Origin of the sequence: Achromobacter aegrifaciens (genome assembly GCF_902859735.1) — a bacterium.
Lineage (GTDB): Bacteria > Pseudomonadota > Gammaproteobacteria > Burkholderiales > Burkholderiaceae_B > Achromobacter > Achromobacter aegrifaciens.
Genome location: NZ_CADIJY010000001.1, coordinates 37,028 through 60,056 on the forward strand (window position 1 = coordinate 37,028; position 23,029 = coordinate 60,056).

The window sequence follows — 23,029 nt, forward strand, 5'->3', positions numbered from 1 at the left end:
GTTAAGCACTCAAAATCTCTTGCAGGGCGGATAGCAAGGCGGCGTTTTCGGCCGGGGCGCCCACCGAGATGCGCAGGCAGTCGGCCAGCAGCGGATGGGCGTTGGAGAAGTTGCGAATCAATATTTTGCGCGTTTTCAGGGCAAGATGCACGGCGTTGCCGTCCAGCTTGCCGGAAAAGCGGGCAAGAACGAAGTTGCCGGCGGAAGGGAATACCCGCACCCCGGGCAGTTGGGCCAGGGCGGCGGCCAGCGGTTCGCGGTCTGCGCGCAGGCGGGCGGCCTGTTCGTCCAGCACCGGCTTGTGGCGCAGCACGGCCGACAGCGTGGCCTGGGTCAGCACGTCCAGGTTGTAGGGCGGGCGGACCTTGTTCAGTTCCGCGATCCAGGCTGGGTGGCCGGCCAGGTAGCCGAAGCGCAGGCCGGCCAGGCCGATCTTGGACACCGTGCGCATGACGACCACGTTCGGCGCGTCCAGCACCTGCGGCATCCAGGTGTGGCCGGCGAAGGGCTGGTAGGCCTCGTCCAGCACCACCAGGCCGGGGGCGGAGGCGATGATGGCCGCTACATCCTCATCGGACCAGAGGCCGCCGGTGGGGTTATTGGGCACGGCCAGGAACACCACTTTGGGCTGGTGTTCCTGGATGGCGGCCAGCATGGCCGGCAAGTCCAGGGTCAGGTCGGCCGTCAGCGGCACGCCGACGAAGCGGGCGTGGTCGAAGCGCGCGGCCATGTCGAAGTAGACGAACGACGGCCAGGGCGACAGCACCGTGTCACCCGGATTGCAGCAGGCCTGCACCACGATGTGGATGAGCTCGTCCGAGCCGTTGCCGAACAGCACGTCTGCCCCATCCGGCACGCCGAAGGCCGCTTTCACGGCCGCTTGCAGCGCCGACAGGTCAGCCGCGGGGTAACGGTTCAGCGGCGTGTCGCGCACGGCGCGGGCGATGTCGTCGCGAACCGCCTCGGGCAGTTCGTAGGGGCATTCCATGGCGTCGAGCTTGATGCAGCCCTCGGCATGGGCCACGGGATAGGCGGCCAGCTCGCGGATGTCCGCCCGGACGGTGCCGGCGATGCGGCCCGGCACGGTCATGGCTGGTCGATCCGGTATTGGGCGCTGGCGGCATGCGCCTGCAGGCCCTCGCCCAGCGCCAGTTCGGCGGCGATGCGGCCCAGCTTCTGGGCGCCCTGGTGCGAAACCTGGATCAGGCTGGAGCGCTTCTGGAAGTCATAGACGCCCAGCGGCGAGGAAAAGCGCGCAGTGCGCGAGGTCGGCAGCACGTGGTTGGGACCGGCGCAGTAGTCGCCCAGCGATTCGGAGCTGAAGCGGCCCATGAAGATGGCGCCTGCGTGGCGGATCTGCGCGGTCCATTTTTCGGGGTTCTCGGTGGAGATCTCGAGGTGCTCGGGAGCGATGTCGTTGGCGATCCGGCAGGCTTCTTCGAGATCCTGGACCAGGATCAGCGCGCCGCGGTTGGCCAGGCTGACGCGCAGGATGTCGGCGCGCGGCATGGTGGGCAACAGGCGTTCGATCGAGGCCTGCACTTCTTCGATGAAGGCGGCGTCCGGGCACAGCAGGATGGATTGCGCCAGTTCATCGTGCTCGGCCTGGGAGAACAGGTCCATGGCGATCCAGTCGGCCGGCGTCTTGCCGTCGCAGATGACCAGGATTTCGCTGGGGCCGGCGATCATGTCGATGCCGACCACGCCGAACACGCGGCGCTTGGCGGCGGCGACGTAGGCGTTGCCCGGGCCGACGATCTTGTCCACGGCCGGCACGGTGGCGGTGCCGTAGGCCAGCGCGCCCACGGCCTGCGCGCCGCCGATGGCGAAGACGCGGTCCACGCCGGCGATGGCCGCGGCGGCCAGCACGATGGGATTGCGCACGCCGTCCGGCGTGGGCGTGACCATGACCAGTTCCTGCACGCCCGCGACCTTGGCCGGAATGGCGTTCATCAGCACCGAGGACGGATAGGCGGCCTTGCCGCCGGGCACATACAGGCCCACGCGGTCCAGCGGAGTCACCTGCTGGCCCAGCATGGTGCCGTCGGCATCCGTGTAGGTCCAGGTCTCGGCGCGCTGGCGTTCGTGGTAGCTGCGCACGCGGTCGGCGGCGGCTTCCAGCGCGTTGCGCTGAGCGGCGGGCAGCGCGGCCAGGGCCGCCTGCCAGTCCGCCTTGGGGATCTCCAGCGTCTGGGCCGATGCGCCGGGCATGCGGTCAAAGCGCTGCGTGTATTCCACCAGCGCGGCGTCGCCGCGGGCGCGCACGTCGGCCAGGATGCCGGCCGCGGCGCGGTCGATGGATTCGTCCTCGGTGGCTTCGAAGGCCAGCAGCGTGGACAGGGCGGATTTGAATCCGGGATCGCGGGAGTCGAGACGATTGATCAGGGCCATGGCGTCATGGAGCAAGCAGGTAACGGCCGCCGCGGCGTCGCGGCGGGCGAGGGTCAGGCGTTGCGGGCAGCGGCTCTTTCGAAGGCGTCCAGCAGCGGTTGCAGGCGGGCGCCGCGGGTCTTCAGCGCGGCCTGGTTGACGATCAGGCGCGAGGAGATCGGCATGATGTCTTCCACCGCGACCAGGTCGTTGGCGCGCAGGGTGCCGCCGGTGGACACCAGGTCCACGATGCAGTCGGCCAGTCCCACCAGCGGCGCCAGTTCCATCGAACCATACAGCTTGATGATGTCCACGTACACACCCTTGGCCGCGAAGTGTTCACGGGCTGACTGCACGTATTTGGTGGCCACGCGCAAACGCGCGCCCTGGTGGACGGCGCCTTCGTAGTCGAAGCCCTTGCGCACGGCCACGGCCAGGCGGCACTTGGCGATGTTCAGGTCGATCGGCTGATACAGGCCGCCGGGCTGCTCCTTGGCGTGCTCGATGAGCACGTCCTTGCCCGCGATGCCGAGGTCGGCCGCGCCGTACTGCACATAGGTGGGCACGTCCGAGGCGCGCACGATGATCAGGCGCAGGCCGGGGTCGCTGGTGGGCAGGATCAGCTTGCGCGAGCTTTCGGGATTCTCGGGGACTTCGATGCCGGCCTCGGCCAAGAGCGGCATGGTTTCTTCGAAGATGCGCCCTTTGGACAGGGCCAGGGTCAAGGGGGGGATGACGGTGGCATCGTTCATGCCTGTTCCTTGGTGACGCGTTGGATGTTCGCGCCCAGGGCGCGCAGTTTGACTTCCATCTGGTCGTAGCCGCGATCCAGGTGGTAGATGCGGTCGACCAGGGTTTCGCCTTCGGCCGCGAGGCCGGCGATGACCAGGCTGGCCGAGGCGCGCAGGTCGGTGGCCATGACGGTGGCGCCCGACAGCTTCGGCACGCCGCGCACGATGGCGGTGTGGCCGTCGATGTCGATGTCCGCGCCCATGCGGCGCAGTTCCTGCACGTGCATGTAGCGGTTTTCGAAGATGGTCTCGACGACGACCGAGGTGCCTTCGGCCACGGCGTTCAGCGCCATGACCTGGGCCTGCATGTCGGTGGCGAAGCCGGGGTACTCCAGCGTGCGAAAGCCCACGGCGCGAGGGCGCGAGGACATGGCGCAGCGGATCCAGTCGGGGCCGGTCTCGATGGTGAGGCCGGCCTCGGTCAGCTTGCCCAGCGTGGCGCCGAGGATGTCCGCGTCGGTATTGCGCAGGACGATGTCGCCGCCCGCCGCGCCGACGGCGCACAGGAAGGTGCCGGCTTCGATGCGGTCGGAGATGACGCGGTGTTCGGCGCCATGCAGGCGCTCGACGCCGTCGATCACGATGCGGCTGGTGCCGTGGCCCTGGATGCGAGCGCCCATCTTGATGAGCAGTTCGGCCAGGTCCACCACTTCCGGTTCGCAGGCGGCGTTTTCCAGCACGGTCCGGCCTTCGGCCAGCACGGCGGCCATCAGCAGGTTCTCGGTGCCGGTGACGGTGACCATGTCGGTGCGCACGGAGGCGCCCTTCAGGCGCTTGGCGCGCGCCACCACGAAGCCGTGTTCGATGCTGATTTCCGCGCCGAGCGCGGCCAGGCCCTTGATGTGCTGGTCCACGGGGCGCTGGCCAATGCTGCAGCCGCCGGGCAGGCTGACGCGGGCTTCGCCGAAGCGCGCCAGCAGCGGGCCCAGCACCAGGATGGAGGCCCGCATGGTCTTGACCAGATCGTAGGGAGCTTCCAGCTTGTCGACCTGGTTGGCCTGCAGCGTGACCGTGCCGTCCGCGTCACGCTCGGCGCGCATGCCCATGCGGCCCAGCAGGCGCAGCATGGTGGCCGTGTCGTTCAGGTGCGGCACGTTGCTGAGGGTCAGCGCGTCGGCGGTCAGCAGGCCTGCGCACAGGATGGGCAGGGCCGAGTTCTTGGCGCCGGAGATGGAGATTTCGCCTTGCAGGCGCGAACCTCCGGTGATGCGTAGCTTGTCCATTACTTGCCTGCTTGCTGGTATTCGGCGGGAGTCAGGGTGCGCATGGACAGCGCATGGATCTCGGCCTTCATGCGGTCGCCGAGCGCGGCATAGACCAGCTGGTGGCGCTGGATCAGGCGCTTGCCTTCGAATGCAGTGCTGACGATGACCGCGTCGAAATGCGAGCCGTCGCCTTGCACGTCGAGATGTTCACAGGGCAGGCCGTCCGCGATGTATTGGCGGACTTGCGCGGGAGTGGGAAGCATGGACGTCAGTTCCTGAGTTTGTAGCCGCTGGCCAGTAGCCGCAGCGCATAGAGCGATAGCGCGAGGAACACCCCCGTCACCACCGCCAGGCTGCGCCAGGGGGAGACGTCCGACACCGAGAAGAATCCGTAGCGGAAGCCGTCGATGGTGTAGAAGATGGGGTTCCAATGGGACACGCCCTGCCAGAAGGCGGGGAGCGTGTGGATGGAATAGAACACGCCGGACAGGAAGGTGGCCGGCATGATGAGGAAGTTCTGGAAGGCCGCGAGCTGGTCGAATTTTTCGGACCAGAGGCCCGCGATCAGGCCCAGCACGCCCATGATGCCGCAGGCCAGCACGGCGAAGACGGCCAGCCACAGCGGGTGGGCGGGAATCAGCGACACGAAGAACAGCGCCACCACCCACACGCACAGCCCGACCGCGAGGCCGCGCACGATCGCCGCCAGCACATAGGCGGCGAAGATGTCGCGGTGCGACAGCGGCGGCAGCAGCATGAAGACCAGGTTGCCCGTGATGCGGCTCTGGATCAGCGACGACGAGGGATTGGCGAAGGCGTTCTGCAGCATGCTCATCATCATGAGCCCGGGAATCAGGAACGCCGTGTAGGGCACGCTGCCATACACCATGACGCGCCCTTCCAGCACGTGGGCGAAGACCAGCAGGTACAGCAGCGCGGTGATGACGGGCGCGGCGATGGTCTGGAAGCTGACCTTCCAGAAGCGCAGCAATTCCTTGCGCAGCAAGGTCGGGAAGCCGGAGCCCGCATCCAGGCGGGGCTGCACCAGCGGCTGGCTGGCGGTCGCGGCGGGCTGGGTCATGACGAGATCTCTTCGGGTTGCAGGGCGGGCGCGGGTTGCTCGTCGCCTTCGTGCATGATGCGCACGAAGGCGTCTTCCAGGTCGACCCCGCCGACGCGGGCCATCAAGGCCTGGGTGGTGTCCAGCGCCACGATGCGGCCGCGCTTGAGCATGGCGATGCGGCCGCACAGGGCTTCCGCTTCTTCCAGGTAGTGGGTGGTCAGCATGATGGTGTGGCCGGCCTTGTTCAGGCGCGAAATGAATTCCCACAGCGTGCGCCGGAGGTCCACGTCGACGCCGGCGGTGGGTTCGTCCAGCACGATCACGGGCGGGCGGTGCACCAGCGCCTGGGCCACCAGCACGCGGCGCTTCATGCCGCCGGACAGCGCCCGCATATTGGAGTTGGCCTTGTCGGCCAGCCCCAGGTTGAACAGGATTTCGTCGATCCAGTCGTCGTTCTTGCGCAGGCCGAAATAGCCGGACTGGATGCGCAGGGTCTCGCGCACCGTGAAGAACGGGTCGTAGACCAGCTCTTGCGGCACCACGCCCAAAGCCCGCCGCGCCGACTTGTAGTCGGCCACGACGTCGTATCCACAGACCGTGGCGCGGCCCGAACTGGCGTGCGCCAAGCCGGCCAGGATCGAGATCAGCGTGGTCTTGCCGGCGCCATTGGGGCCGAGCAGGCCGAAGAACTCGCCGTGCTCGATATTCAGGCTGACATTGTCCAGCGCCTGGAAGCCGGCGGCGGGCGCGCGCCCGAGCAGCTTCTGCCAGCCGCGCTGGCGCGGGGAGTAGACCTTGGAGACGTTTTCTAGACTGACGGCGGACATGACGGCGGGAGATGGCCCGAAAAGAGCGAATTGATCATTATATAAGCGCGTCGCTGCCGTTCCGGCCGGTAGCCCTGGCATTCCCCCGGGTATCCGGCTGGTCTGTCCCTAAAAGAATCGGCCCGGCGGGCCACTGGGGCGCGCCGGGCCGCGACAGCCGCAAGGCCGATCATTGGTTGCGTTGGTTCAACGCCTTGATCAGGCCGTCGATGCCGTCGCGGTTGATCTGCTGCGCGAACTGGTTGCGGTAGTTCTCGATGAGCCAGATGCCTTCGACGTTCATGTCATAGATCTTCCAGCCTTGGCCCGTCTTTTCCAGGCGGTAGTCGACGCCCACCGGCTGGTCGTTGCCCTGGGAGATCAGGGTGCGCACGACCACGTCGTCGGCTTTGGGGTCGCCGCGGAACGGCAGTGCGCGCACCGTGGTGCTGGACGTGACGCGGGTCAGCGCGCCGCTGTAGGTGCGCACCAGCGTGCCGCGGAAGGCCTCGGCCAGTTCCTTTTTCTGCACATCGTTGGCCTGGCGCCAGTAGCGGCCGGCGGCCAGGCGCGTGGTCTTCTGGAAGTTGACGTAGGGCAGGATGTGCTCGTTGACGACCTGGTTGATGCGGGCGGTGTTGCCCGCCTTGACGGCGCCATCGGCCTTCAGCACGTCCAGGGCCTCGTTGGCCGCGGCGAGCACGAACTGGTCGGGAGAACCGTTGGGGTCGGGTTTGGCCTGCGCGCCGGCGCTCAGGCCCAGGGCCACGAGGCCCGTGAAAACCAGACGCTGCAGCAGGGAAACAAAGGAAACTCGCATCAAAACTCCTTACTTGTACTGGGGCGCACCCCGCGGCTTACTTGGCCGCAGGTTGCGCCGCGGGTTGAGCCGCCGGCTGCGCGGCGGGGGCGGCGTCGTCCTCGTCGTCTTCGTAGTTGGGCAGCGAGGACTCGTCGTCCACCTTCTGGCCCAGCACCATGGCGGCGCGGCGCTGCAGATAGGCGTCGCGCACGAAGCTGTAGGGATCGAGCGCGACGCGGTCGATGGTGTCGGTGGCGCTCAGCAGGCTGGCGCGCGTGTCCACCACGCGCAGGCCCCACAGCGAGTTGCGCAGGCGCACGTTGTCGATGGAATCGACGCCCATGTAGCCGTAGGTGGTGCCCGCGTAGTCGCCGATCAGGCCAGCGCCGTCGCGTACCGACGACGAGCCGAAGAACGGCAGCACCAGGTACGGACCCTGGCTGAAGCCCCACACGCCCAGCGTGGTGCCGAAGTCGTTCGGGATGCGGCGCGCGCCGTTGGCCGAGGCGACGTCGAAGCAGCCGCCCACGCCCATGGTGGTGTTGAACAGGAAGCGGCCCAGCGTGTTGACGAAGTCGTGGCCGCGGCCCTGCAGGAAGCTGTTGGCGCCGGACCAGAGGTCACCGACGTTGCTGAAGATGTTGTGCACGCAGCTGCGCACCGGCTGCGGCGTGACGAAGGTGTAGGCCTGCGCCACCGGCTTGAAGACGGCACGGTCGACGGTGTCGTTGAATTTGTAGACGCCCCGGTTGAAGCCTTCCCAGGGATCGCGGGGATCCGGGTTCTGCGGCGCGGCGCAGCCTGCCATCAGCGCGCCCGCGGCGGCAACGGTGGCAATCCTGCAAATGGTTTTCTTATTCATGATCAGGGCATCCCTATCAACGATTCTTATGATATTGCGTACCTTGGACGCGCTGCTGTTACCGCGTCTGTCGCATTGTCTTTAATTTGGCGTTTTCGCGGCGGGTTCCGGCGCGCTCGAGCCTTGCTTCTCGGCCGACCCGTACAGGAACTGGCTGATCAGTTGTTCAAGCACCACGGCGCTTTGCGTGTAGCGGATCTTGCCGCCGTCGACAAAGTTTTCCTCTTCGCTGCCCGCGGTCAGGCCCAGGTATTGTTCACCCAGCAGGCCCGACGTCAGGATGGACGCCGAAGTGTCCTTGGGGAACTGATAGGCCGTTTCCAGGTTGACCGAGACGATCGCCTGGAAGGTCTTGTCATCGAACGAGATGCCGGCAACCCGGCCCACGACGACCCCCGCGCTCTTGACGGGCGCGCGCACCTTGAGGCCGCCTACGTTATCGAAGTTGGCCGTCAGCGTATAGGTCGGGGCGAAAGAAAAGGTGCTCAAGTTGCCGGCGCGCAACGCCAGGAACGCCAGCGCGACCGCGCCCAGCAATACAAACAGGCCTACCCAGAAGTCGGTTTTTTCGCGAGACATGATCGATCCGTATCAATTTCCAAACATCAAGGCGGTGAGCAGGAAGTCCAGCCCAAGTACCGCCAGGGAGCCCACCACCACGGTGCGCGTGGTCGCGCGGGCAACGCCTTCGGGGGTGGGCTTGGCTTGCCAGCCCTCATAGAGCGCGACCAGCGTCACGGTGACGCCGAAGACCAGGCTCTTGATGACGCCATTGGCCACGTCTTTCCAGACGTCGACGCCGTTTTGCATCTGCGACCAGAACGCGCCGGCGTCCACGCCGATCAGCAGCACGCCCACGACCCAGCCGCCCAGGATGCCCACCATGGAGAACACCGCCGCCAGGATGGGCATGGCGATGATGCCGCCCCACAGACGCGGCACCAGCACGCGGCGGATGGGGTCGACGGCCATGACTTCCATGGCCGCGAGTTGCTCGCCGGCTTTCATCAGGCCGATTTCGGCCGTGAGAGAGGTGCCCGCACGGCCCGCGAACAGCAGCGCCGTGACCACGGGTCCCAGTTCCCGCACCAGCGACAGGGCCACCAGCAAGCCCAGCGCTTCTTCAGAGCCGTAGCGGTTCAGCGTGTAATAGCCTTGCAGCCCCAGCACGAAGCCCACGAACATGCCGGAAACGGCAATGATGAGCAGCGAGTAGTTGCCGATGAAATGGACCTGCTGCGACACCAGCCGCGGACGCGACAGCGCAATGCCGCTGCGAGCGAGCATGGCGCCGAAGAACCGGGTGAAGTAGCCGATGCCGGAAACGCGGTTGCGCACCCAGCCGCCCAGCGCGCCGATGGCGTTGTTGGATCCGCTCATGCGCGGCGGCCCTCCTGTTGCGAAAGCCACTTCTTGAAAGCGGGCGTCTCGGGATATTGGAACGCGACGGGGCCGTCGGGCTCCCCTTTGAGGAACTGTTGCACGTAGGGGTCTTGCGAGGCCGACAGCATTTCGGGGGTGCCGGCCGCGGCAAGCTTGCCCTGGCCGACCAGGTACACCTGGTCCGCGATGGCAAACGATTCATGCACGTCGTGCGTGATCAGCACCGAGGCGCAGCCGAGGCGGTCGGCCAGGTTGCGGATCAGGCGGGCGGTAATGCCCAGCGAGATCGGGTCCAGCCCCGCAAACGGCTCGTCATACAGAATGAGTTCGGGTTCCAGCACGACGGCGCGGGCCAGCGCCACGCGCCGGGCCATGCCGCCGGAGATTTCCGCCACTTTCAGGTGCGCGGCTGCGCGCAGGCCGACGGCGTCGAGCTTGTCCAGCACGCGCTCGGTGACTTCGGGCTCCGCCAGTTTGGTGTGTTCGCGCAGCGGGAAGGCCACGTTCTCGAAAACGTTCAGGTCAGTGAAAAGCGCGCCCTGCTGAAATAGGACGCCCATGCGCGTGCGCAGCGATTGCAGTTCGGTGCGGCTGACGTGGGCCATGTCCTGGCCGAAGGCCAGCACCCGGCCCCGCTGCGCGGTGAGCTGGCCGGTGGCCGCGCGCAACAGCGTGGTCTTGCCCGAACCCGAGCCGCCCATGATGGCGACCACCTGGCCGGCGAGCACGTCCATGGAAATGTCGCGCAAGACGGTGAAATCACCATAGCCTAGCGCTACACCTTCCAGGCGCAGGGCGAATTCCGGGGTCTTGCTGGTTTGAGCGGGCATGGGCAACGAAAGGGTGTTTCGGCGGCGGAGCTTGCCCTGCTGTCCGGTCGATGCGACCGGCAAAATTCATGGCCGGCGCGGCGAAGACAGGCGGCGTCGGGAAGCGCCCTGTTACTCATATGCCGGGGGCGAGGTCGGGCCTGGGCTCCCGGCGGCGAGGCGCCATTGTAGCCCGACGCTTTGTAATCACAACGCGAGAGCCCGCGCGTGGAACAGTGTTTTCGGTTCAGGGAACAATATGCTCAGCGGCGCGCCTGCGCCGCCGCGGTCTCCCGGGCCAGCCGCGCGACCAGGTCGGCGGTGGTCTCGCGCCGCGCGAGCGGCGCGCCCTGGCCGGCCCACAGGGACAGCATGTCGGTGTTGCCGGCCTTGCCGCCCGCCGTGCGCATGGGGCGCGTCAACGCGTTCTGCAGGGGGTAAGGCAGGATGTCGGCCGCAATCGCGTCGGCCTCGCGCATGAAGGCGTTTTCGATGCCGCGGGCGGGCCGGCCCGAAAACGCACGGGTCACCCGCGACTGTTCCGCCCGGGAGGCGGGCAGCAGCGCCTTGTAGGCTTCATTGATGCCGGATTCCTCGGTCGTCAAGAAAGCCGTCCCCATTTGTGCCAGATCGGCGCCCAGGGCCAAGGCGGCGGCGATACCGCGGCCGTCCATGATGCCGCCAGATGCAATAACAGGGACAGAGACTGCGTCGACCACCTGGGGCACCAGCGCCATGGTGCCGATCAGCGATTCCTCGAAACCGTCCAGGAAGGTGCCGCGGTGGCCGCCGGCCTCGGCGCCTTGCGCCACGATGGCGTCCACGCCGTCCGCTTCAAGGGCCACCGCTTCGCGCACGGTGGTCGCGGTGCCCACGGTCAGAATGCCCAGTTCGCGGCAGCGCGCGATGGCCGCGGCCGGCATGCGGCCGAAGGTGAAGCTGAAGACGGCCGGACGCACCCGCAGGATGGCTTCGATCTGCTGCGGCAGCGGATCGGCTTGCGGGCCGGGCGCGGCGGGCGCCGGCAGGCCCAGCTGCTGGTGGTAGCGCGCCATCAGCGCCAGCATGCGACTGGCGTCGCCGCGCATGGGTTCTTCCGGCACCGACGCGAACAGATTGATGGCGAACGGCAGCGGCGTGCGCGCACGGATGTCGCGCGCCGCCGCCTCGATCTGCTCGGGACTCATATAGGCCGCCCCGAGCGAACCCAGGACTCCCGCCTTCGATGCTTCGGAAACCAGCTCCACCGTCGTGGCGCCGCCGGCCATGGGGGCCTGGACGATGGGATGGTGCAGCTTGAGCAGATCAATCAGACGGGTAGCCATGGAATTACTCCTGGAAGGTTACTGAAGCTGGATGTTCCCAGCCTTGATGACGTGGGCCCACTTCTCGGTTTCGCTCTTGATGAAGGCGCCGAATTCCTCGGGCGTGCCGCCGCCCGCCTGGCTGCCGGTGTCGGCGATGGCCTTCTGCACGTCCGGTTCCTTCAGGATGCGGTTGAACTCGGCGTTGAGCTTGGCGATGATGGGCGCGGGCGTGCCGGCGGGGGCGACGATGCCCTGCCAGTTGTAGGACTCGAAGCCCGGCAGGCCGGATTCGGCCATGGTGGGCACGTCGGGCAGCACGGCCAGGCGCTTGGCGGACGTGACCGCGATGGGGTGGATCTTGGCGCCCTGGATCGCGGGCAACGCGGAATAGCCCATTTCGAACATCATCGAGATATGGCCGCCCATGAGGTCCGTCGCGGCCAGGCTGCCGCCCTTGTACGGGACGTGAACGATGTCGATCTTGGCCTGTTCGCGGAACATTTCGCCGGACAGGTGGTGCGCGCCGCCCACGCCGGACGAGCCGAAGGACAGCTTGCCGGGCTGCTTCTTGGCCAGCGCGATCAGGTCCGCCAGCGTCTTCACCGGCAGTTCGTTGTTCACGCTCAGCACCAGCGGGCTGTTTTCGATCAGGATGATCGGGGCCAGATCCTTTTGCGGATCGTAGGGCATGTCCTTCATCAGCGTCGGGTTGACCGCCATGGGCGCCAGATTGCCGGTGCCGATGGTGTAGCCGTCCGGCGCCGCGCGCGCGATCAGGTTGGTGCCGACCACGCCGCCGGCGCCTGCCTTGTTCTCGACCACGATGGGCTGGCCCAGCGTGTCGCCCAGCTTGCGCGCCAAAAGGCGTACGCGGGTGTCGGCGAAGCCGCCCGGCGCGTAGGGCACGATCATGGTGATGGGCTTGGCCGGCCAGTCGGCGGTCTGGGCCTGGGCGGCGCCGCTGAAGGCGGCGGTGGCTGCCAGGGCGGCAATAAGGGGACGCAATGCTTTCATACAGATGACTCCTGGTTTTGTTTTTTTAATGTGAACGGGCCCGCGGGCCGATCGCATTATGCCCAGCGGCCACGTCATCTGTCGTGATCTTTCCCAAACGCCATGCGGACAACGCCAACAGTGCCGCGCTGGCCGCCAGCACTTGCGGCAGCCCGGCGCCCCAATGCGCCGCCCAGGACGCCAACAGCGGTCCCAGGATCTGGCCGGCGGCGAAAGCCGCGGTCATGAGGGCCGCCGCGCGCGGCGCGGCGGCGCCGGCCGAACGCCTGGCGGCCAGCATTCCCGCCTGCGTAATCACCATGAAGGTGCCGCCCACCAGCACCGCGGCCACGATCACGGCGGCGATGTGGTGCCATAGCGCCACGGCCAGCATGCCCAGCGCCATGAGCGCCTGGGCGGCGCGCCAGACTTGCACGCTGTCGCGGCCCCGTGCCAGGCGGGGCACCAGCAGGCAGGACACCGCTGCGGCCATGCCGAACAGGGGCCAGGCCCAGCCGAAGATGGCCGGGTCGGGAATGATTTCCTTCGCCATCGCCGGCAGGAAGGTGGCCGGAATGATGTAGCCCACGCCGAACGCGCCATAGTGCAGCGCCAGCGCGGGGATGTCGCGTGGCAGCCGGGCGGCGGGTGCGGCGGCGCTGGCTGATTGCGCTGGCATTGGCGCCGCCTGGCGGCGCAACCCCGGCCAGGCGATCGCGGACAGGGCCAGCGCCAGCGCCCCCAGCGCGAACCAGACCGTGTCGGCGCGCGCGTCCCAGGCTGCCAGCGCCAGGCAGGCCAGCCCCGTCAGCGCAATGCCCGCGCCCACGCCGGCGTAGGTCACTGCGGACGCGCCCGCCTCGCGCGGATCGCCCGCGGGCACCGCCCGCCACGCCGCCACGCAGATGAAGGCGCTGGCGCTGGCGTAGCCGGCGGCCAGTCGCAGCGCGCACCAGACCGCCATGCCATGCCAGACAGGCATGGCCAGCGTCAGCAGGGCCACTGCCAGCAGGCTGGCCGCCAGCGTGCCCCGCAGCCGGCGGATGGGCCAGGCGACCGCAGCCAGCGCGCCCAGCAGATACCCCGCGTAGTTGGCCGAAGCCAGCCAGCTGCCCTGGGATAGCGACAGGCCGGTTTCCTGGGCCATCAGGGGCCAGACCGGCGTGAAGGCGAACCGGCCTATCCCCATGGCGGCGGCCAGGGCCAGCGCCGCCGGCCATGCCAGGGCGGCAGCGCTGCGTGACGAGGAAGGGTAATTGGGCGTTGACATGGCCCTTACTCTACGGCTGTACTAATATCATTAATAGTGAATTATTAAGATAGTGAGTTCTCAAAATGAGAAACTTGGACCTGGATGCGCTGCAGATCTTCAAGGCGGTTGCCGACCAGGGCGGCGTGGCGCGCGCCGCTGCCCATCTGAACCGCGTGCAGTCCAACGTGTCGACGCGCCTGAAGCAGCTGGAGGCCTCGCTGGAGGCGCCGCTGTTCCGGCGGCAGAACCGCCGGCTGGTGCTGTCTGACCAGGGGCGGGTGCTGCTGTCCTACGCCGACCGGCTGCTGCGCCTGGCGGACGAAGCCCAGGCCGCGGTACGCGACGGCTCGCCGCAGGGCGTGCTGCGCATCGGCACCATGGAAAGCACGGCGGCCGCGCGCCTGCCGCCGATCCTGGCGGCCTATCACGCGGCCTGGCCGCAGGTGCGGATCGAACTGGTGACCGGCACGTCGGCCGCGCTGGCGGCCAAGGTGCGCAACTACGAAATCGAGGCCGCGTTCGTGGCGCAGCCCTTTCCGGGCGATGGCCTGGCCACGATGGACGCGTTCAAGGAAGAACTGGCGTTGATCTCGCCGCTGGCCTGGGATCCGATCGACAGTCCCAAGGACCTGGGCGACCGCAGCGTGATTGCCTTCGCGTCGGGATGCTCATACCGGCGCATCCTGGAATCCTGGCTCAACCAGGAAGGTATCGCGCCCGGCAAGGTGATGGAGTTCGCCTCGTACCACGCCATCGTCGCCTGCGTGGCGGCGGGCTCGGGCGTGGCGATTGTGCCGCGTTCGGTGTTGGCGGTGCTGGGGGCGGAGCACACGGTGCGCATCGGCGCCCTGTCCGGCTCGCATGGCCGGGCCCTGACCCAGCTGGTCTGGCGCGCCGACGACGACACGCCGGCGTTGCAGGCCCTGCGGCACAAGCTGGAGGCGCCGCAAGGCTGAGGAAGGCCGCGCCTGGCGCGCGGCCCTTTTGCCTTTAGAAGCGGTAGCCGACGCCGATCGTCGCGACCCACGGATCGATGCGCGCGGTGCCGATGTGCTGGCCGTCCAGCTTCACCTTGGAACGGATGTCGATGTAGCGGATGTCTGCGTTCATGAACCAGCGCTCGTTGATCTTGAAGTCAGCGCCCAGTTGAGCGGCCACGCCCCAGGAATCGCCCAGCTTCAGGTCCGAACCCTTCAGCGCGCCTTCCGCCTTGGTGTCGAAGAAGTGGGTGTAGTTGATGCCCACGCCGATGTACGGCTGGATCATGCTGTCGGGCAGGATGTGCCATTGCAGGCTGAGCGTCGGCGGCAATTGCTTGGTCGAGCCGATCTTGCCCAGGCCGCTGCCGCTGACGTCATGCTGGAAGGGCCAGGCGCCCAGCAGTTCGATACCGATGTTGCGCGTGGCCATGTAGGTCAGCGTGAAGCTCGGGCGTACGTTGTTGTTGACGTCGAGTCCGACGCTGCCGTTGAGCACGGTGCCATTGTTGGACGAGGGGCGGACCTGCGTCACGCCGACCTTGAACAGCACGTCGCCCGCTTCGTGGGCATGCGCGGGGGCGGCGAGCGTGCCAGCGGCGATCAGGCCGGCGATGGCGGTGGCGCGGATACGGCCGTTCAGCGAAAACATTCTCTTCTCCGATCTTTCCATTGGGTGAGACGACAGGTTCTCAAACCTGGCGGCCGGCCCGCTTGATGTGTGTCAAATCGTGAAAAGACCGCAATCGAAAAGTGGTTATGTTGCAACAGGCGGGGGCGCGGGAAAAAAAATCGCCGCCGGCGCAATGCGCTCGGCGGCGATCCGGCCCGGCCTGATCGTGGCGATCAGCGCGGCAGTTCGCTGCTGCCCATGAGGTAGGCGTCCACCGAGCGCGCGCACTGGCGGCCTTCGCGGATGGCCCAGACCACCAGGGACTGGCCGCGGCGCATGTCGCCGGCCGTGAAGACCTTCTCGACGTTGGTGCGGTAGTCGTCGGTATTGGCGCGTACGTTGCCGCGGGCATCGCGGTCCACGCCGAAGGCGTCCAGCACCGTCTGCACGGGCGACACGAAGCCCATGGCCAGCAGCACCAGGTCGGCCTTGATCTCGAATTCAGAGCCTTCGACTTCGCGCATCTTCATCTGGCCGGTGGCGTCGTCCTTGAACCATTCGACGCGTGCGCCGATCAGCTTTTCGACCTTGCCATTGCTGCCCTGGAGCAGCTTGGTGGTCACGGACCAGTCGCGTTCGCAGCCTTCTTCGTGCGAGGACGAGGTGCGCATCTTCAGCGGCCAGTACGGCCACGTCATGGTCTTGTTCTCGCTTTCCGGCGGCTGGGGCATCAGCTCGAACTGCGTGACCGAGGCCGCGCCATGGCGGTTGCTGGTGCCGACGCAGTCGGAACCCGTGTCGCCGCCGCCGATCACCACCACGTGCTTGCCCTTGGCCAGCGTCTGGTTGGTGAGCCGGTCGCCCGCCACCGCCTTGTTCTGCTGGCGCAGGAAGTCCATGGCGAAGTACACGCCCGACAGCTCGCGGCCGGGCACCGGCAGGTCGCGCGGGGTTTCCGAACCGCCGCTCATCACCACCGCGTCGAACTCGGCCAGCAGCGATTCCGGCGTGCGCACCGTCAGGCCGTCGGCCACGGGGTCGCTGGGATTGCCGATGTAAGTCGACGGCGCGAATTCCACGCCCTCGGCTTCCATCTGCGAGATGCGGCGGTCGATCTGGTGCTTTTCCAGCTTGAAGTCGGGGATGCCGTAGCGCAGCAGGCCGCCGATGCGGTCGCTCTTTTCGAACAGCGTCACCGAGTGGCCGGCGCGGGCCAGCTGCTGCGCGCATGCCATGCCCGCGGGGCCGGAGCCCACCACGGCAACCTTCTTGCCGGTCTTGCGCGCCGGCACCTGCGGCGACACCCAGCCTTCGGCCCAGCCCTTGTCGATGATGGCGTGTTCGATGGACTTGATGCCGACAGCGTCGCTGTTGATGTTCAAGGTACAGGCAGCTTCGCACGGCGCCGGGCAGATGCGGCCGGTGAACTCGGGGAAGTTGTTGGTGGAGTGCAGCACGTCCAGCGCGCGCTTCCAGTCCTGCCGGTACACCAGGTCATTCCAGTCCGGGATGATGTTGTTGACCGGGCAGCCGTTGTTGCAGAACGGGATGCCGCAGTCCATGCAGCGCGCCGCCTGCTGCTTGGCCTGATCGTCGCTCAGGTGCAGCACGAATTCGCGCCAGTTCTTCAGCCGCTTCTGCGGGGCCTCGGAGGCCTCCTGCAGACGCTGAAATTCCATAAAGCCGGTAATCTTTCCCATGGTATCCCTCACGCAGCCAGTTGTTGCGGGTTGGCTGCACGCCACATTTCACCCAATGCGCGGCGGTAGTCCGTCGGCATGATTTTCACGAATTTGCCGCGCGAGGCTTCCCAGTCGCCCAGGATCTCGCGGGCGCGGAAGCTGCCGGTGTAGCGGAAGTGATCTTCCACCAGGCGGCGCAGGATGGTTTCGTCCGTTTCGCGTTCACCGCCGCGCTGCGCGCTGTGCCAGACGTCGATGTTGTTCTGGGCGAGCTGTTCCGCGTGCGGCACGATGCTTTCCAGTTCGACCATGGACAGGTTGGCGCGCTGCTTGAGCGTGCGTTCCGGATCCCACACGTAGGCCACGCCGCCCGACATGCCTGCCGCGAAGTTGCGGCCGGTCGTGCCCAGCACCACGACGGTGCCGCCGGTCATGTATTCGCAGCCGTGGTCGCCGGTGCCTTCCACGACGGTGGCCGCGCCCGAGTTGCGCACCGCGAAGCGTTCGCCGGCCACGCCGTTGAAGAACGCCTCGCCCGCCAGCGCGCCGTACAGCACGGTGTTGCCGGCGATGATGTGGTCCGGGCCGAAGCCGCGGAAGTCGTTGGGCGAGCGCACGATGATGCGGCCGCCCGACAGGCCCTTGCCGACATAGTCGTTGCCTTCGCCCACCAGGTCCATCGTGATGCCGTGGGCCAGGAACGCGCCGAAGCTTTGGCCGGCCGTGCCGTTGCACTGGATGTGGATGGTGTCGTCCGGCAGGCCCTCATGGCCGTAGCGCGCGGCCACCGCGCCCGACAGCATGGCGCCGATGGTGCGGTTGCGGTTGCGCACGGGGACGATGAAGGACACCTTCTCGCCGCGTTCCAGCGCGGGCTTGCTGCGCTCGATCAGCTGGTGGTCCAGCGCGCCGGCCAGGCCGTGGTCCTGCTCTTCGGTCTGGCGCACGTCGGCGTCGGATTGCGTTTGGTGGAACACGCGGGCGAAGTCCAGGCCCTGGGCCTTCCAGTGCTCCACGCCCGAACGCATGTCCAGCAGGTCGGCGCGGCCGATCAGGTCGTCGAACTTGCGGATGCCCAGCTGGGCCATGATTTCGCGGACTTCCTCGGCGATGAAGAAGAAGAAGTTCACGACGTGTTCGGGCTTGCCCTGGAATTTCTTGCGCAGGACCGGGTCTTGCGTGGCCACGCCCACCGGGCAGGTGTTCAGGTGGCACTTGCGCATCATGATGCAGCCTTCCACGACCAGCGGCGCGGTCGCGAAGCCGAATTCGTCGGCGCCCAGCAGCGCGCCGATGACGACGTCGCGGCCGGTCTTCATCTGGCCGTCGGCCTGCACGCGGATGCGGCTGCGCAGGCGGTTGAGCACCAGCGTCTGCTGCGTTTCGGCCAGGCCCAGTTCCCAGGGCGTGCCCACGTGCTTGATGGACGACACCGGGGATGCGCCCGTGCCGCCGTCATGGCCGGCGATCACGACGTGATCGGCCTTGGCCTTGGCGACGCCCGCGGCCACCGTGCCCACGCCCACTTCGGACACCAGCTTGACCGACACCGAAGCCTTGGAATTCACGTTCTTCAGGTCGTGGATCAGCTGGGCCAGGTCTTCGATCGAGTAGATGTCGTGGTGCGGCGGGGGCGAGATCAGGCCCACGCCCGGCACCGAGTAGCGCAGCTTGGCGATGTATTCCGACACCTTGTGGCCGGGCAGCTGGCCGCCTTCGCCGGGCTTGGCGCCTTGGGCCATCTTGATCTGGATCTGGTCGGCCGACGACAGGTATTCGGCGGTCACGCCGAAACGGCCCGAGGCCACCTGCTTGATCTTGGAGCGCAGCGAGTCGCCCTTCTTCAGTTCGACGTCCGCTTCGATGCGGTCCGAGCCCAGCACCGAGGCCAGCGTATCGCCGTCCTTGATGGTGCTCTTGCCTTCGCGCATTTCGGCGCGGTAGCGCAGTTCGTCCTCGCCGCCTTCGCCGGTGTTGGACTTGCCGCCGATGCGGTTCATGGCCACGGCCAGCACCGAGTGTGCCTCGGTGGAGATCGAGCCCAGCGACATGGCGCCGGTGGCGAAGCGCTTGACGATTTCCTTGGCGGATTCGACGTCGTCCAGCGGAATCGCGCGCGACGGATCGAAGCGGAACTCGAACAGCCCGCGCAGCGTCATGTGGCGGCGGCTCTGGTCGTTGATGATCTGCGCGTACTCCTTGTACGTGCGGTAGTTGTTGGCGCGCGAAGCGTGCTGCAGCTTGGCGATGGAATCCGGCGTCCACATGTGCTCTTCGCCGCGCACGCGATAGGCGTATTCGCCGCCCGCGTCCAGGTCGTTGGCCAGCACCGGATCGGTGCTGAAGGCGGCGCGGTGCTGGCGCAGCGCTTCCTCGGCCACCTGGAAGATGCCGATGCCTTCGATGTTGGAGGCGGTGCCGGTGAAGTACTTGTTCACCAGCGCGGTCTGCAGGCCCACGGCTTCGAAGATCTGCGCGCCGGTGTAGGACATGTACGTGGAAATGCCCATCTTGGACATGACCTTGTTCAGGCCCTTGCCGATCGCCTTGATGAAGTTCTTGACCGCCTTTTCGGGGTCGTTCATCTTGCCCAGCGATTCCAGCGCCAGGTAGGGGTGGATGGCTTCGGCGCCGTAGCCGCCCAGCAGCGCGAAGTGGTGCACTTCGCGCGCCGAGCCGGTTTCCACGACCAGACCGGTGTTGGTGCGCAGGCCGGCGCGGATCAGGTGCTGGTGGACCGCGGAGGTCGCCAGCAGCGCGGGGATGGCCACGCGCTCGCTGTCGACCAGGCGGTCGGACACGATCAGGATGTTGTAGCCGCTGCGCACCGCGTCCACGGCGCGCGCGCACAGCGCGGCCACGCGGGCTTCGATGCCTTCGGGACCCCAGGCGGCGGGATAGGTGATGTCCAGCTCAAAGCTGCGGAACTTCTTGCCCGTGACCTGCTCGATGTCGCGGATCTGCGCCATGGCGGCGAAATCCAGCACCGGCTGCGACACTTCCAGGCGCAGCGGCGGGTTGACGTTGTTGATGTCCAGCAGGTTCGGCTTGGGGCCGATGAAGGACACCAGCGACATCACCAGCTGTTCGCGGATGGGGTCGATCGGCGGGTTCGTGACCTGCGCGAACAATTGGCGGAAGTAGTTGTAGAACGGCTTGGCGCGGTCGGACAGCACGGCCAGCGGGGCGTCGTTGCCCATCGAGCCGATGACTTCTTCGCCGGTCGTGGCCATGGGTTCCAGGATGAACTTGTAGTCTTCCTGGGTCCAGCCGAAAGCCTGCTGGCGATCCAGCAGCGACACGGACGACTGCGTGGCGACGGCGGCCTGGCGCGGCGCCGGCAGCGATTCCAGCTTGATCTGCAGGCGTTCGATCCACTGGCGGTACGGCCGGCTGTTGGCGAGCTGCAGCTTGATCTCGGCGTCGTCGATGATGCGGCCCTGTTCCAGGTCGATCAGGAACATCTTGCCCGGTTGCAGGCGCCACTTCTTGACGATGCGGTTTTCGGGGATGGACAGCGTGCCGGCCTCCGAAGCCAGGATGACCATATCGTCATCGGTGACCAGGTAGCGGGCCGGGCGCAGGCCGTTGCGGTCCAGCGTGGCGCCGATCTGGCGGCCATCGGTGAACGCGACCGCGGCGGGGCCGTCCCACGGTTCCATCATGGCCGCGTGGTACTCGTAGAAAGCGCGGCGGCTTTCGTCCATTTGCGTGTGCTGTTCCCAGGCCTCCGGGATCATCATCATCATGGCGTGGGCCAGCGAGTAGCCCGAGTTCACCAGCAGTTCCAGGCAGTTGTCGAACGTGGCGGTGTCCGACTGGCCTTCGTAGACGATGGGGTACAGCTTCTTCAGGTCCTCGCCCAGCACGGCCGACTGCATCATGCCTTCGCGGGCGCGCAGCCAGTTGAAGTTGCCCTTGACCGTGTTGATTTCGCCGTTGTGGGCAATCATGCGGTACGGGTGGGCCAGCGGCCAGGCGGGGAACGTGTTGGTCGAGAAGCGTTGGTGCACCAGCGCCAGGGCCGACACCGTGCGCGGATCGGCCAGGTCGCGGTAGTAGCGGCCGACCTGGTCGGCCAGCAGCAGGCCCTTGTAGACCACGGTGCGCACCGAGGCCGAGGGCACGAAGTATTCCTTGCCGTGCGCCAGATGCATGTTCTGGATGGCGTGGCTGGCGGTCTTGCGGATCACGTACAGCTTGCGCTCCAGCGCGTCCGGCACCATCACGTCGGCGCCGCGGCCGATGAACAGCTGGCGGATCACGGGTTCGCAGGCGCGCACGGCAGGCGACATGGGCATGTCGACGTCCACCGGCACGTCGCGCCAGCCCAGGACCACCTGGCCTTCGGCGCGCACGGAACGTTCCAGTTCCTGTTCGCAGGCCAGACGCGAGGCCGTTTCCTTCGGCAGGAACACCATGGCTACGCCGTACTCGCCGGGAGGCGGCAGCGTGATGCCTTGATGGCCGAGCTCGTCGCGGTAGAGCGTGTCGGGGATCTGGATCAGGATGCCGGCGCCGTCGCCCATCAGCTTGTCCGCGCCGACCGCGCCGCGGTGGTCCAGGTTTTCCAGGATCTTCAGACCCTGCTGGATGATGGCGTGGCTTTTCTTGCCCTTGATGTGGGCGACGAAACCGACGCCGCAGGCGTCATGCTCGTTCTTCGGGTTGTACAGGCCCTGGGCAGACGGCAGTCCGATGCGGCTGGCATCGATGGGGGTCGCCTTGGGCGGGGGACAGGAGTCGATCGGGGTGATTTGGGGCATGGCGCGCTCCGCAGTGGGCCTGCGTCGTAATGTTGCAGTGCAGGAGACGGACAATACCCCCGACATGAGTAGGGTGCAATAGGAATAAATAGGGTGTGTCCCTTATTTTTGATGTTACCCGTCATCGGTCTTTAATTCGGTGACGCATCAAGAGTCGCACGAAATGGGCCTCCCCAGGGGGGTATGCACCAGCAGGGTGCGTGCGCGCCCGATAAAACGCGGTTTTTCTTATTATATGTCCCTAATTATTTGGCGATTTTCAGCAGCCTGAGCCTGAGTCGACGTTGCGGAAACGCAAATGCGCAGGCCGGCCCGAACGGCGTGGCCCGCAAAAGTGAAGAACCCGCCGTTCAGGCGGGTTCGTAATCAGGAAGAGGTCGACGTGGGCGTCGTGGTGGGCGGCGCAGAACTGGGTTCGGCATCGGACGACGCTGCGGCTGGCTTCTTGCGCGGACGTCCGCGCTGGCCGGGAGCAACCCGGCGGCTGGCAGTATGGGCCAGACTGGCAATGAAAGCGGGACCGCCCAGCGCCCATTGTCCGGAGACCGCCTGGTCGATGCGCTGGGTTTCCTCGCGCGACAGGCCGTCCTGCAAGCGCTTGCGGTAATTGGCCTGGCGGTCGAACGGGGTATTGCCACAGGCCCAGTAGTCCGCGTGGTCCGACTGCCACTGCGCTGGCGCGGCGGTGGTGTTGCCGGTATGGCTGGAAGCGGAGGACCACGGCCAGGAATCGGGATCCTGCGAGGCGCCGCTGCGCACCGGATAGGTTTCGAGCCAGACCAGCGATGGCAGCACCCAGGCGCCCGGTTCCAGCAAGGCGGATCGGTAGCGACCGGCGAAGACCCGGCCGCCGCGCAAGCGCGCCGCCAGGTTGCGGCCCAGCGTCTGCATCAGGCGCGGCAGGCCTTCCTCGTCGGCGGGCGTGGCCAGCAGCAGGATGCGGTCGTTGGCAAGCAGCCAGCCGTGAACCGAGACTCGGTGGCGTTGGGCGGATTCGCCCAGCCACGTGGCCAGTTGATTCAGTATCTCGGCCGGCGCGGGTTGCGACGGCGCCGCCAGCGGCTGGATGAAGTTGGCCTGCACCAGTTGGGGCAGCCCAGGGGCGTACAGACGGGGCAGACGGGCCATAGTGTCAGGACTTGCGTATTTGGAAGAACGGGTTGTCTTCGCTCACGGTATATAAATAGTGCCACGGTGGGCGCTGGTCAAGTCCCGTGATCATGGTCAGGGCAGGAAATCGCTTTTTTTCTGTCGTTCGTACCCTGTAAAGCCCAGGTTAACATTCGGCGACGGAACGTCGTACCGTGGATATCCCCTAATCCGCGGGACGTTTTTTTCGCATCATTCC

Annotated in this window: 20 protein-coding genes; 1 reads left to right on the top strand and 19 read right to left on the bottom strand. The window is 66.9% G+C overall.

Translation table 11 applies throughout. The features are described from left to right. Position 1: 1 nt before the first annotated feature. The 15 genes from hisC to HV766_RS00280 all read right to left on the bottom strand — a co-directional run bounded on the left by hisC (position 2) and on the right by HV766_RS00280 (position 13,661). Positions 2–1,090, bottom strand: a complete 1,089-nt coding sequence (hisC, locus tag HV766_RS00210; RefSeq protein WP_175180348.1) for a histidinol-phosphate transaminase — start codon at positions 1,088–1,090, stop codon at positions 2–4. Next, positions 1,087–2,391 carry a histidinol dehydrogenase gene (hisD, locus tag HV766_RS00215; protein ID WP_054455499.1) on the bottom strand — a complete coding sequence of 435 codons (1,305 nt, stop codon included), beginning with the start codon at positions 2,389–2,391 and terminating at the stop codon, positions 1,087–1,089. The genes hisC and hisD overlap by 4 nt, the downstream gene beginning before the upstream one ends. A 53-nt stretch (positions 2,392–2,444) precedes the next feature. Continuing rightward, positions 2,445–3,122, bottom strand: a complete 678-nt coding sequence (hisG, locus tag HV766_RS00220; protein WP_054455497.1) for an ATP phosphoribosyltransferase — start codon at positions 3,120–3,122, stop codon at positions 2,445–2,447. Beyond that, positions 3,119–4,384 carry a UDP-N-acetylglucosamine 1-carboxyvinyltransferase gene (murA, locus tag HV766_RS00225; protein ID WP_054455494.1) on the bottom strand — a complete coding sequence of 422 codons (1,266 nt, stop codon included), beginning with the start codon at positions 4,382–4,384 and terminating at the stop codon, positions 3,119–3,121. Before murA ends, hisG begins: the two co-directional genes overlap by 4 nt. Then, on the bottom strand, positions 4,384–4,629 hold the full coding sequence (locus HV766_RS00230; RefSeq protein WP_013390953.1) for a BolA family protein: 246 nt from the start codon (positions 4,627–4,629) through the stop codon (positions 4,384–4,386). The genes murA and HV766_RS00230 overlap by 1 nt, the downstream gene beginning before the upstream one ends. A 5-nt stretch (positions 4,630–4,634) precedes the next feature. Next, complete coding sequence (locus tag HV766_RS00235) at positions 4,635–5,447, bottom strand: ABC transporter permease (RefSeq protein ID WP_042795704.1); 813 nt, start codon at positions 5,445–5,447, stop codon at positions 4,635–4,637. Continuing rightward, positions 5,444–6,256 carry an ABC transporter ATP-binding protein gene (locus tag HV766_RS00240; RefSeq protein WP_054455490.1) on the bottom strand — a complete coding sequence of 271 codons (813 nt, stop codon included), beginning with the start codon at positions 6,254–6,256 and terminating at the stop codon, positions 5,444–5,446. The genes HV766_RS00235 and HV766_RS00240 overlap by 4 nt, the downstream gene beginning before the upstream one ends. Before the next feature lie 169 nt (positions 6,257–6,425). Further along, positions 6,426–7,055: an MlaC/ttg2D family ABC transporter substrate-binding protein gene (locus HV766_RS00245; protein WP_175180349.1), complete on the bottom strand. Its 630-nt coding sequence runs from the start codon at positions 7,053–7,055 to the stop codon at positions 6,426–6,428. 37 nt (positions 7,056–7,092) lie between these two features. Further along, the gene (locus HV766_RS00250) at positions 7,093–7,899 is read right to left on the bottom strand and encodes an MlaA family lipoprotein (protein ID WP_054455487.1); all 807 of its coding nucleotides are present in this window, start codon (positions 7,897–7,899) and stop codon (positions 7,093–7,095) included. 81 nt (positions 7,900–7,980) lie between these two features. After that, entirely contained in the window at positions 7,981–8,478 is a 498-nt protein-coding gene (mlaD, locus tag HV766_RS00255) for an outer membrane lipid asymmetry maintenance protein MlaD (protein WP_054455485.1), read from the bottom strand. 12 nt (positions 8,479–8,490) lie between these two features. Next, positions 8,491–9,279 carry a lipid asymmetry maintenance ABC transporter permease subunit MlaE gene (gene mlaE / locus HV766_RS00260; RefSeq protein ID WP_054455483.1) on the bottom strand — a complete coding sequence of 263 codons (789 nt, stop codon included), beginning with the start codon at positions 9,277–9,279 and terminating at the stop codon, positions 8,491–8,493. Further along, positions 9,276–10,112 (bottom strand): ABC transporter ATP-binding protein, encoded by an 837-nt coding sequence (locus HV766_RS00265; protein ID WP_175180350.1) that lies wholly within the window; start codon positions 10,110–10,112, stop codon positions 9,276–9,278. The genes mlaE and HV766_RS00265 overlap by 4 nt, the downstream gene beginning before the upstream one ends. 242 nt (positions 10,113–10,354) lie before the next feature. Next, positions 10,355–11,416: an NAD(P)H-dependent flavin oxidoreductase gene (locus HV766_RS00270; protein WP_054455479.1), complete on the bottom strand. Its 1,062-nt coding sequence runs from the start codon at positions 11,414–11,416 to the stop codon at positions 10,355–10,357. Between the two features lie 18 nt (positions 11,417–11,434). After that, on the bottom strand, positions 11,435–12,412 hold the full coding sequence (locus HV766_RS00275; protein WP_054455477.1) for a Bug family tripartite tricarboxylate transporter substrate binding protein: 978 nt from the start codon (positions 12,410–12,412) through the stop codon (positions 11,435–11,437). Positions 12,413–12,437: 25 nt separating this feature from the next. Then, the gene (locus HV766_RS00280; protein WP_119449863.1) at positions 12,438–13,661 is read right to left on the bottom strand and encodes a YbfB/YjiJ family MFS transporter; all 1,224 of its coding nucleotides are present in this window, start codon (positions 13,659–13,661) and stop codon (positions 12,438–12,440) included. A 65-nt stretch (positions 13,662–13,726) separates the two neighbouring features. Between HV766_RS00280 and HV766_RS00285 the strand changes: the two genes are divergently transcribed. After that, positions 13,727–14,599, top strand: coding sequence for a LysR family transcriptional regulator (locus HV766_RS00285; RefSeq protein WP_054455473.1), 873 nt, complete (start codon positions 13,727–13,729; stop codon positions 14,597–14,599). Between the two features lie 34 nt (positions 14,600–14,633). Here the strand turns inward: HV766_RS00285 and HV766_RS00290 are convergent, their stop codons facing one another. From HV766_RS00290 to HV766_RS00305, 4 genes are all read right to left on the bottom strand, one after another. Beyond that, the gene (locus HV766_RS00290; protein ID WP_054455471.1) at positions 14,634–15,272 is read right to left on the bottom strand and encodes an OmpW/AlkL family protein; all 639 of its coding nucleotides are present in this window, start codon (positions 15,270–15,272) and stop codon (positions 14,634–14,636) included. 194 nt (positions 15,273–15,466) lie between these two features. Next, positions 15,467–16,933: a glutamate synthase subunit beta gene (locus HV766_RS00295; protein ID WP_175161963.1), complete on the bottom strand. Its 1,467-nt coding sequence runs from the start codon at positions 16,931–16,933 to the stop codon at positions 15,467–15,469. A gap of 8 nt (positions 16,934–16,941) precedes the next feature. Further along, the gene (locus HV766_RS00300; protein ID WP_054455466.1) at positions 16,942–21,681 is read right to left on the bottom strand and encodes a glutamate synthase-related protein; all 4,740 of its coding nucleotides are present in this window, start codon (positions 21,679–21,681) and stop codon (positions 16,942–16,944) included. Between the two features lie 366 nt (positions 21,682–22,047). Further along, complete coding sequence (locus tag HV766_RS00305) at positions 22,048–22,809, bottom strand: hypothetical protein (RefSeq protein ID WP_175180351.1); 762 nt, start codon at positions 22,807–22,809, stop codon at positions 22,048–22,050. Positions 22,810–23,029 lie beyond the last annotated feature (220 nt).

What these genes read in the sequence shown, in the direction of transcription:
- HV766_RS00235 (WP_042795704.1), bottom strand. Translation starts at nt 5,447, where the DNA reads ATGACCCAGCCCGCCGCGACCGCCAGCCAGCCGCTGGTGCAGCCCCGC.
- HV766_RS00285 (WP_054455473.1), top strand. Translation starts at nt 13,727, where the DNA reads ATGAGAAACTTGGACCTGGATGCGCTGCAGATCTTCAAGGCGGTTGCC.
- HV766_RS00305 (WP_175180351.1), bottom strand. Translation starts at nt 22,809, where the DNA reads ATGGCCCGTCTGCCCCGTCTGTACGCCCCTGGGCTGCCCCAACTGGTG.
- hisC (WP_175180348.1), bottom strand. Translation starts at nt 1,090, where the DNA reads ATGACCGTGCCGGGCCGCATCGCCGGCACCGTCCGGGCGGACATCCGC.
- HV766_RS00265 (WP_175180350.1), bottom strand. Translation starts at nt 10,112, where the DNA reads ATGCCCGCTCAAACCAGCAAGACCCCGGAATTCGCCCTGCGCCTGGAA.
- HV766_RS00270 (WP_054455479.1), bottom strand. Translation starts at nt 11,416, where the DNA reads ATGGCTACCCGTCTGATTGATCTGCTCAAGCTGCACCATCCCATCGTC.
- HV766_RS00245 (WP_175180349.1), bottom strand. Translation starts at nt 7,055, where the DNA reads ATGCGAGTTTCCTTTGTTTCCCTGCTGCAGCGTCTGGTTTTCACGGGC.
- mlaD (WP_054455485.1), bottom strand. Translation starts at nt 8,478, where the DNA reads ATGTCTCGCGAAAAAACCGACTTCTGGGTAGGCCTGTTTGTATTGCTG.
- HV766_RS00300 (WP_054455466.1), bottom strand. Translation starts at nt 21,681, where the DNA reads ATGCCCCAAATCACCCCGATCGACTCCTGTCCCCCGCCCAAGGCGACC.
- HV766_RS00290 (WP_054455471.1), bottom strand. Translation starts at nt 15,272, where the DNA reads ATGTTTTCGCTGAACGGCCGTATCCGCGCCACCGCCATCGCCGGCCTG.
- HV766_RS00250 (WP_054455487.1), bottom strand. Translation starts at nt 7,899, where the DNA reads ATGAATAAGAAAACCATTTGCAGGATTGCCACCGTTGCCGCCGCGGGC.
- HV766_RS00240 (WP_054455490.1), bottom strand. Translation starts at nt 6,256, where the DNA reads ATGTCCGCCGTCAGTCTAGAAAACGTCTCCAAGGTCTACTCCCCGCGC.
- hisD (WP_054455499.1), bottom strand. Translation starts at nt 2,391, where the DNA reads ATGGCCCTGATCAATCGTCTCGACTCCCGCGATCCCGGATTCAAATCC.
- mlaE (WP_054455483.1), bottom strand. Translation starts at nt 9,279, where the DNA reads ATGAGCGGATCCAACAACGCCATCGGCGCGCTGGGCGGCTGGGTGCGC.
- murA (WP_054455494.1), bottom strand. Translation starts at nt 4,384, where the DNA reads ATGGACAAGCTACGCATCACCGGAGGTTCGCGCCTGCAAGGCGAAATC.
- hisG (WP_054455497.1), bottom strand. Translation starts at nt 3,122, where the DNA reads ATGAACGATGCCACCGTCATCCCCCCCTTGACCCTGGCCCTGTCCAAA.
- HV766_RS00275 (WP_054455477.1), bottom strand. Translation starts at nt 12,412, where the DNA reads ATGAAAGCATTGCGTCCCCTTATTGCCGCCCTGGCAGCCACCGCCGCC.
- HV766_RS00230 (WP_013390953.1), bottom strand. Translation starts at nt 4,629, where the DNA reads ATGCTTCCCACTCCCGCGCAAGTCCGCCAATACATCGCGGACGGCCTG.
- HV766_RS00280 (WP_119449863.1), bottom strand. Translation starts at nt 13,661, where the DNA reads ATGTCAACGCCCAATTACCCTTCCTCGTCACGCAGCGCTGCCGCCCTG.
- HV766_RS00295 (WP_175161963.1), bottom strand. Translation starts at nt 16,933, where the DNA reads ATGGGAAAGATTACCGGCTTTATGGAATTTCAGCGTCTGCAGGAGGCC.